Here is an 8,403-nt window from a genome sequence, read left to right on the forward strand (position 1 = left end):
AGGATATCGTCATGTCATGCAAGTCGGATGACCTGTTTTTCGCGGATTGCGCGGCGCGCTCCTTCTTCGACCAGGTCGCCAACAAATGGTCAGTGATGATTCTCATCGTTCTGACGGAAAAACCCACCCGATTCAATGAAATGCGCAGGCGCCTGGAAGGGATCACGCACAAAGCGCTCACGGAGGCGCTTCGACGGATGGAACGCAACGGCCTGATCGTCCGCCACGTCCTGGCCAGGTCTCCGGTCGCCGTCGAATACTCCATCACCCCGCTTGGCCGGACCTTGCAGGTTCCCTTCGGCGCGGTCTATCGGTGGTCGATCGACCACCTCCCCGAGATCGAGCAGGCCCGCGCACTCTACGACGCAATCGAGACCTTGTAGGAGCGCGCTTGCGCGCGATGGGAGCTAGCGATAACACAGGGACAACGGGGCAGGCGGTAAGCCTGGCCGAACAGTCCGGTCAAAACGTATCGATTTACCGCCTATCCCAACGCTCCTATGCTGTGGCCATCTCTCCCTATTCGTGGCTATCGCATGGAAATCCATTCGTCGAGTGCGGTGTTGGCCCCGCCCGGGACGGAGCGACGCGCCCAGGCCCCCCGAGGCCTGAACCACCTGCTGCTCCACGTCAGCTCCATCGAGGCTTCCCATCGGTTCTATACCGATCTACTGGGCTTTCGACATGTCGCGACATCAACCAGGCCCCGTGCCGACCACCTGGCTCCCATGCGGTTCTATAGCGGCGTAAGGGACGGGCAGGTCAGCCATCACGACTTCGCACTGTATGAAGTTTCAAACCTCGATACGTCGAGCCAACAGCGACTGGACCATCTGGCCATCGAGTACGGCAGTGAACAGGAATGGATCGAACAGATCCGTTTTCTGCACGACCACGGTGTGCGCCTGCACACGATGATCGAGCGTGGCCCCATCTGGAGCATTCATACCAACGACCCCGATGGGCTGCTCATCGAGCTTGTCTATGAGCGGCCGCGAACACAGTGGGAAGCCGATCTGGATGCGGCGCTGAACACGTCCCGTCGTCATGACGATTGGCAGGACATGTTCCTCTGAGGGTGTACGACCATGCTACGAATTCCTTTCCAGTTCCTTCCGACGTTCGTGGCCGTCGCTGATTGCGAGAGCTTGCGCACGGCATCCCGGGTACTGCACCTGACACATAGTGCCGTCAGCCAACAGATTTCCGAACTCGAAAGCCGGCTTGGATTCCCGTTATTCGAGCGCCGCAAAGGACGCCTGATCCTCACGGCTGCCGGTCAGTTGATGCTTGAAAGCTCACGCCGTGCGCTGGCCGACATCGAAGACGGCGTTCGGCAGGCGACCGCCGCGTCGCGCCGGGCGGAATACACCCTGAAGATCACCATGCCTGTCGCATTTGCCCAGCGCTGGTTTCTTCCTCGCGTGGCCCGTTGGTACCAGGCGCATCCGGATATCCATGTCGAGGTGGACGCTTCACCGCAGGTTCGGGACCTCTACCGCGATGGCTTTCATGGCGCGATCCGGTCAAACGAAGGCCCATGGCCCGGCATGACGTGGCACCCCTTGTACGAGGCGCCCAGTCGCTTCGTGGCGGTGGCCAGCCCCGTGATGGCGGAACGCCTCCTGGCCGGATCGCCATCCACCTTGCTTGAAGAGCGATTGCTGGGTGCCCGCGATGAATGGGCCGACTGGTTTGAACTGGCAGGCGTTACGGGCACGCCACAACCCTCCGCGGCATTCAACCGCCTCACCTTGCTGTTGAATGCCGCGGAGGAGGGCCTGGGCGTGTGCATGGCAAGGGAAATCCTCGTGGTGGATGCGCTATGCAGCGGCGCGCTTCAGCAGGTCTTCGACATCGTGAGTGTGAGACCCGATGTGCCGCCCCATGGACTCGTCTATGCCACCGAACTGGACGACTCCACGCCCATCGCTATTTTTCGGGATTGGTTGCGACTTGAAGCCGCCGAGTCATTGTCCTCCCTGAGGGACGGACCCACGGAACGCCAGGACGACGACGCCTAGCCCATCGGTGCGCTGAGATTCCGACCAAGATCATCGCGTCAAGGACTAAAAATGAATCATTTCCTGAGGGCGATAGTTTCTATCGCCTCGAACCACGCACGCCGCTGTTGCGCCCATGGCATCTATACGGGGCTGGCCCATATGCATGGCAACGTGGTCGATCGCGACACGGTTTTCGTCCTGGCAAAGCGACACGCCGGCGCTCGGATCCCCAGCCGCGCCAAGGACGCACTGTCCTTGCGAACCACATCGCAATGACACATGCTGTGCGCGTAAGAAACAGACCTTATTAAACAATGAATTAGCTTCCAAGCTTGATGTCGGGAAGACCACCCGTTCATTATTTGGGTCCGTATCGCACCGTAATGACCGTCGATTTCGCGTGCGACGAAGGGACAACAAAATAGGGACAGGGGCAGGGAATGCAAATACTCGATCAGTTTCCTCGGCTATCGGCCTATGACCCGGGAGCGCAGGGCGAAGGCGGCCTTGATCCGCTTGGCCTCGGTGCCGTTGCGGATCGGATTGCCGATGTGATGGTGCCGGGAATCCGGGCTAGGATGAGTCAGCCTCGTTTTACGACGGTTTCCGCGATCGGCGCCATTGCCTATCAGGGGTTGCACGATTTGACGGCCGACGGCGGAAAAACCACCGTCGACATCGCATTCGAATGGCTCGTTGTTGAAGCGATGGCTCGGTACCCTGGAAATGGCCGCATCGAGGGTCTTCCAGGTAACCAAAAAGCAGCCCAGGCCAAGATCAAGAACGAGCGACTGAGTCGTGGAAACTACCTGAACGGCCCACGCGTTTTTGGTTTCACCGGCGTCTATCGACCGTTCTCTCGCGACGCCGGGGTACTCACGCCTGATGACCGCCCGGATGAGCATGCCGCACGCCTTGTGCGCGCGTGGGAACACGACGTGGATTTTCCCGGTTACGTCGATGGTTTGCACGGTACGCGTGGTGCACAACTACGTAGGGACATTGCAGAGGCTTGCCAGCGCTCGCTTGAAAAGGGGGAGTGCTCAGCGCCTCAAAACGGACAGCTTTTGCGCTCGCTATCCGAGCTTCTCGCGCCACGTGAAGCTAAGGCGAAGGAGCGTGGAGTCCTGCGTGAACTCATCGCTACCGGGCGGCACGAGGTTCGCAATGAGCTTGCGGCACTGCTTATCTCGAATCTGCCGGCGGAAGGCATTTCGCAGCGAGATCTTGCACAGCAACTGTTGCAACGGGCTCCCAGCTTGGGGGCCTCCACGGCACGAGCGCTCCGAGCTGGCTTCGATTATGAAGAAGCAGCTACCGCCATTGATAATGTATTTCGGCGATTCCTGGCATTTACCACGCAGCAACACGGATCAGCCATCGACCCCACAACGGCGTTACGGACACCGGGGCTGGCAGAATTGGCCGCGTCGATCGGCGACCGGGTAAAGCGCGCCATCGATGCGGTGGCGGACCTTGGCGACAACGGACTAACCCAAGACGTTGCCTATGGCCTGGAGCGCTTTGTGGACATATTCACAGCAGACGCATTGCTCGATGCGCTCATCCTTCGTCACGAAGAGGTTCAGGCGAACAAGAAAAAACTCTCCTGGCTCGACCGGATCGGCAAGGATTGGACGGTTCGCATTCCGTACCGAAACCAGAACGGTGATCTGAGTGACGCCATCTGGACGCATCCCATGCGATTAGTCACGCTTGCTCATTTTCTCAGGGAAACCCGCCAGGCATGAAGCCAAGTCCATTGCTCGATTTTTGGCAAAAGCCTGACGGCGCAGGCGAACCCGTCGCGATGCTGGCCACCACGTTTGCGCTCGAGTCAGAATTCTTTGAACGAAACTGCCTGGCACGTTTTCTTGAAGTATCGAGTGTCGACGAAGAGACCGGCTCGGTCGACGACATCGTTGCCAGCGTCGAACTGCATGAACTGCTTCAGCATGCACCCGTGACTATCCTGGCTGACCGCAGCGCGCCCGTGCAGCGCACGTCGCTACTGTGGGATGTATTGAGTTGTCGCGTTCAAGGAGGGCTTCTGCATTCCAAGGTAGCCATTCTTCTGTGGGAAAAGTCCGCCCGGGTCATACTGGGCTCGGCAAATCTTACAGCTGCAGGTTACCGTCGCCAGATTGAACTGGGGCTAGCGGCCGACCTGGGGCCGGGGTGTCTATTTCCGCCCTCGGTTCTCAACGCTATCGCCGATGAGCTTGAGTCATACCTTGGCCTCGTTCCAGGCTACGACCCTGGTAGTGCGGTATTTGTGCGTGCGATGCGAACACTTGAAATGTTCCGGGAGCGGATCGGTCATCAGGAAAGAAGGCGACCCCTTGTACGGGTAGCCTTTGCCCCGACGAATACCACCGCCGCGCCTCTCGACGCGTTGAGCGCGGCATGGAGCGGCCCCCAGCCTCTGTGCGCAACCCACCTTTCGCCGTTCTGGGATATGTCCGATCAGAACGCACTTCTTAGTGTACGGAAGCTACTTACCGGTCGCCCTGCCGATGAACGTCGACAGCAGGTCGCCGTAGTTCTCACACGCGGTCAATCGACCTTCTCCAAGCACCTCGCTTCGGCGGTTGACTCCGTCCACCAACTCAAGGAGCTGGACAAGGAGATTCGCACTCTTCATGCGAAATGCCTTCTTGTTACGAGCAAGGAGTGGATCGCAGCGCTAGTCGGGAGTTCCAATCACACGAAGGCCGGGCTCGGTCTCATGCCGGGTGGCAGGCATCGCGAAATGAATGTTTGGCTTGGTGCTCCTCTGGACAGCATGGAGGGCAGGGCGCTGAAAGATCTTATCGTGCTCGGCAGTGATGTCCCGCTGGATGCAGAGGAGGTCGCCCCCATGGATGAAGACGAAACCGAACTTCCCGTGCTTTCCTCATGTTTTGGTCTGTGTCGCTTGACTCGCGATCCCGATGACGCTTATTGGGAGCTGCGTCTTGGCATCACCCCGACCCATGATATGCCCTGCGCATGGACGATCAGCCTCACCGAAAGAGGTCAGCCCATGCTAACTCGGGAAGGATGGGAAGCCCGGGACAAGCCCAACACGGTCATGGTTGCCCTGGACGACGGCGCGTTGCCGATGTCGGTCTTCGTCCAATGGGGCGATCACACGGTGCCGTGGGCCGTACTGTCGGACGATCGACACCGGTTGCCGCCGGCCCCGGCGCTGTCAAGCCTGGGAGCCGATCATTTACTCCATGCATTGGCAACGGGGCGCTCACTGGCCCAGTTGGTGGGAAGTGTCCACGAAGTCATGAGAGCAGGGGATTTCGCATCCTCCGGGATTGAGCTGAACCCCCTCAAGCGCTTCGATACCGATCGCTCCTTGCTCCGTAGGGGGCGCGCGCTGGCGGCGTCGCTCAATGCCATGCAACGCCGCCTCGAACGCCAGGTCACGACCATCGACGCGTTGCGTGCGAGGCTGGCTAGCCCGCTGGGCCCGGTATTTGTCGCCGTGAAGGTCGTTGAAGCAGCCGAAATGGGGCATCAGACGCAAGCGGAGGCCATCTTCACCGTTGCCGAGATTGCGCTCACGATGAGCCGTGTACCCTGGGCACAGCTACTTCATCACGTTGATCGAATCGAAGGGACTGCGCTGGTCCGCGAATGCATCGATCGCCTGGATGGCCTACGCGTACGTATCAAGGGTGCCCCGGCCGACCTCGCGGCATACGCCGGCCGCGCCATGGAGGAGGTTCGCTCATGCCTGTCCGCCTGACCGATCAGCTTTTCACAACGACCGCGCCTCGCTTTCAGGCCGACTGGGCACGGCAGCGGCGTACCGCGGCCGATATTCTTCACCGACTCCAGGGCCAGGAAGGGATCGTTCTCGCTGACCAGGTCGGCATGGGAAAGACCTACGTAGCTTTGGCGGTGGCGGTTAGCCAGATTCTCGCTACCCCCGAGCGGAGTCAGGTCGTCGTCTTCGTGCCGCCTGCGGTGGCGGAAAAATGGATACGGGAGTGGAAAAAATTCAGCGAATCGCTGCTCCCAGCCGGTATCGGCATCCGTTGTGTTGAGCACCCTATTCGTAGCGGCGAGGCATTCCTCAAGAAACTGGACGATCAGCCGGATGATCGGGACCACCTCATTGTCTTGACGCACACCGCCTTGACCATGCCCCTGAAGGACACATTCATCCAGCTTGCGCTACTCCACCATGCCACTCGATATGTGCGCGACGGCTCCGCGCTTCGTGAGCGCATTGCCAAATGGTCTACAGGCGCCAAGGGATTGTTTCCCAACCCTCGCTTCACCACCGACCACGTTGCCCGGCTTCTCGACACACCTCCATCGAAATGGCGAGATACCTGGCGACGCATGACCGGTGAATATCTACCGGATGATCCTGTACCAGCATCCGTTGAAGAGGCTGTACGTGACATCCCGCTACATGAATTGCATGCGGCCGTTGATGCGTTGCCCATACGATCATCCATCGATATCGAGAAGCGCTTGAGGCATGCCCGCAGATTACTCGGCGAGGCTACCCAAGCCGTATGGAGATGGATTCTGTCTTCCATCAAGCTGGAACTTCCACTGCTTATCGTGGATGAGGCGCATCGACTCAAGAATCCTGGGACACAGATCAGCAAATTGTTCGGCTCACGCTCTGACGGCTCCGATGCCGGTGTCCTCCATGGCATTTTCCGCCGGATGCTTTTCCTGACAGCGACTCCGTTCGAACTCGGGCATGCTGAGCTCATTCAGGTGCTCAGTCGAATGGGCGCCGTACGCGCACTCGCGCCGCCAACACCTCTTTCGCTGGGGGAGCGCCTCAAGGATCTGGAAAAAGTACTCACTCAAGCCCAAGCCAGTGCAATAATCTTCGACTACGCCTGGGGCCGACTTCGACCCGAGGACATCACAGTATTCGATACCTGGGGACCCGAGGTAGCCGCTCCCCATAACCTCAGTGCAGCCGCAAGGGAGGCTTGGCAGCACGCCCAGTTGGCCGTTGAGGCCCGCCATGCGATGCACGATGCCTTGCGGCCATGGATCATTCGCCATGAACGACCGCGTCGACGTACGTATCGCCCCGGAGCCGCCATAGCGCCAAACTGGAACCGCGTCCCGGGCGGACTTCCCATCCCGGAAAGCGCGGCGCTTCCGTTCCTGTTGGCGGCGCGGGCGCAATCAATCGCCCTGGATCATAAGAGCACGCGCCCACTTTTCGCCTATGGCATTGCCTCGTCCTATGAGGCGTTTGCGCGCCTTGGCGGTGGGCACGCAGAAAATGTGCGCGATAGCGATTCGGCTGATAATGACAAAAAGAATAGCGAAGCATCAGGCATCTCAACGCCTTCAACGCTTGAGGCTGTGGATTGGTACCGAAAAGAAATCGATGACGCGCTAGTAGAACCCAGCGTTCGTGAAGCACACCCAAAAGTCCAAGCTACCGTCGAGAAGGCCGTGGCATTGTGGCAGGCTGGTGAAAAGTGCCTTATCTTCTGTTGGTTTGTTAGAACGGGAGAGGCGGTCGAGCACGCGTTGTCCAGACGCCTCGATCATCTCATTATGGAGCTGGCATCAAAGGCACTCGCCACGACGTCCACGGACGACTCCAGAAGAGAACTGGAACGAATCGCTGATCGGCTCTTCCGTCGCGATGCGTCACCCTATGAGCGTATTCGCCAACGACTACTAGAAGCGCTCCTGGAGGATGCCGGTCGGCACGAAGATGTCTTGGAGCTCGTCGTTGATGCAGCCATGAGACACTTGCGCACGCCCGGATATCTTGTTCGTTACACCCACCTGCACATCGGCATCACGGACGATGAGGTCTGGGCGGGTGTTCAGGGAGAGAATCCGTACAGGATCGTTCTTCTCGACCGATGGCGCCACTTCGCTCAGCGCCTGGCTCAAGCGCGTAATCAGATCGAGCCGGTCAATCAGGACGATGAGCGCGACAGCGAATTTGCTCGTATCAGAGCTGCACTTCTTGGCGCCCATTCTGAAGACGATCAAGCCGCAGGTCGCGGCGGAAGCCTCCATGCCGTACGACGTGCACACGGGGGAACCCGGGCGGATGTGCGCGAACGCGTCATTGCGATGTTCAACACTCCATTCGCACCTGAGCTACTGGTCGCCAGTTCGGTGATGGGGGAGGGCATCGATCTTCACCAGGAATGCCGCTTTGTGATCTTGCCCCTGATTTACGGACACCTATCTAAGCGACATTGGCCAGCTCGTACTGCTCTGGGCTGAGGTAGCCCAGGGTCGAGTGCAGCCGGATCCGATTGTAGTCAACCTCAATGTAGTCAAACACATGAGCCTTGGCCTGCTCCCGTGTGGCGAGGTGTTCACCATGGATGGCCTCGACCTTCAGACTGTGGTTCCAACTCTCCATTGCTGCGTTGTCGTAGCAGTTGCC

7 protein-coding genes are annotated in these 8,403 nt (G+C 59.3%); 6 read left to right on the forward strand and 1 reads right to left on the reverse strand.

Going from position 1 to position 8,403, the window contains the following annotated elements:
* Window positions 1–11: 11 nt before the first annotated feature.
* From GAK28_RS21255 to GAK28_RS21280, 6 genes are all read left to right on the forward strand, one after another.
* Window positions 12–383 (forward strand): helix-turn-helix domain-containing protein, encoded by a 372-nt coding sequence (locus tag GAK28_RS21255; protein WP_291784164.1) that lies wholly within the window; start codon window positions 12–14, stop codon window positions 381–383.
* Between the two features lie 153 nt (window positions 384–536).
* Window positions 537–1,076 (forward strand): VOC family protein, encoded by a 540-nt coding sequence (locus tag GAK28_RS21260; protein WP_291784166.1) that lies wholly within the window; start codon window positions 537–539, stop codon window positions 1,074–1,076.
* 12 nt (window positions 1,077–1,088) lie between these two features.
* Window positions 1,089–2,024, forward strand: a complete 936-nt coding sequence (locus GAK28_RS21265) for a LysR substrate-binding domain-containing protein (RefSeq protein WP_291784168.1) — start codon at window positions 1,089–1,091, stop codon at window positions 2,022–2,024.
* Between the two features lie 422 nt (window positions 2,025–2,446).
* Window positions 2,447–3,757: a hypothetical protein gene (locus GAK28_RS21270; protein WP_291784169.1), complete on the forward strand. Its 1,311-nt coding sequence runs from the start codon at window positions 2,447–2,449 to the stop codon at window positions 3,755–3,757.
* Window positions 3,754–5,748 (forward strand): hypothetical protein, encoded by a 1,995-nt coding sequence (locus tag GAK28_RS21275; RefSeq protein WP_291784171.1) that lies wholly within the window; start codon window positions 3,754–3,756, stop codon window positions 5,746–5,748. The genes GAK28_RS21270 and GAK28_RS21275 overlap by 4 nt, the downstream gene beginning before the upstream one ends.
* On the forward strand, window positions 5,733–8,237 hold the full coding sequence (locus tag GAK28_RS21280; RefSeq protein ID WP_291784173.1) for a hypothetical protein: 2,505 nt from the start codon (window positions 5,733–5,735) through the stop codon (window positions 8,235–8,237). The genes GAK28_RS21275 and GAK28_RS21280 overlap by 16 nt, the downstream gene beginning before the upstream one ends.
* Here GAK28_RS21280 and GAK28_RS21285 read toward each other — a convergent pair.
* Window positions 8,200–8,403, reverse strand: a 204-nt coding sequence (locus GAK28_RS21285) for an IS3 family transposase (protein ID WP_291779886.1), incomplete at its 5' end; no start/stop codon positions are given. The two genes, GAK28_RS21280 and GAK28_RS21285, sit on opposite strands and share 38 nt — an antisense overlap.

It is taken from the genome of Luteibacter sp., from assembly GCF_009912395.1.
In the GTDB taxonomy this organism is placed as follows: domain Bacteria; phylum Pseudomonadota; class Gammaproteobacteria; order Xanthomonadales; family Rhodanobacteraceae; genus Luteibacter.

Excerpts from the sequence above, each read along its gene's own strand:
- GAK28_RS21255 (WP_291784164.1), top strand. The coding sequence starts at position 12 with ATGTCATGCAAGTCGGATGACCTGTTTTTCGCGGATTGCGCGGCGCGC.
- GAK28_RS21260 (WP_291784166.1), top strand. The coding sequence starts at position 537 with ATGGAAATCCATTCGTCGAGTGCGGTGTTGGCCCCGCCCGGGACGGAG.
- GAK28_RS21265 (WP_291784168.1), top strand. The coding sequence starts at position 1,089 with ATGCTACGAATTCCTTTCCAGTTCCTTCCGACGTTCGTGGCCGTCGCT.
- GAK28_RS21270 (WP_291784169.1), top strand. The coding sequence starts at position 2,447 with ATGCAAATACTCGATCAGTTTCCTCGGCTATCGGCCTATGACCCGGGA.
- GAK28_RS21275 (WP_291784171.1), top strand. The coding sequence starts at position 3,754 with ATGAAGCCAAGTCCATTGCTCGATTTTTGGCAAAAGCCTGACGGCGCA.
- GAK28_RS21280 (WP_291784173.1), top strand. The coding sequence starts at position 5,733 with ATGCCTGTCCGCCTGACCGATCAGCTTTTCACAACGACCGCGCCTCGC.